The sequence below is a fragment of the Pseudoalteromonas sp. SIMBA_162 genome (genome assembly GCF_046535955.1).
GTDB classification, from domain to species: Bacteria; Pseudomonadota; Gammaproteobacteria; order Enterobacterales; family Alteromonadaceae; genus Pseudoalteromonas; species Pseudoalteromonas marina.
Genome location: NZ_JAWJBQ010000871.1, coordinates 1 through 250 on the forward strand (window position 1 = coordinate 1; position 250 = coordinate 250).

The following is a 250-nucleotide window of genomic DNA, read 5'->3' on the forward strand; positions in this document are numbered from 1 at the left end:
GCGCGCCGTCCTCGAACTGCTCCTTGGGCGGGGGGATCAGATCCACACGCTTCAGGCCGACCACCAGCAACAGCGCCGCTGCCACGTAGATGGACGAGAAGGTCCCCGCGACCACGCCGATGATCAGTGCGATGGCGAAGTTGTGGATCATGTCACCGCCGAGGAAGTACAGCGCCAGCAACACCAGCAAGGTGGTGCCGGAGGTGGACAGCGTGCGTGACAGCGTCGCGTTGATGGCGTCATTGAAGAT

1 pseudogene is annotated in these 250 nt (G+C 63.2%); it reads right to left on the reverse strand.

Features of this window, described 5'->3' with window-relative positions:
• Positions 1-250 (reverse strand): annotated as a pseudogene (locus R0J88_RS22185) (protein translocase subunit SecF); the annotation flags it as partial.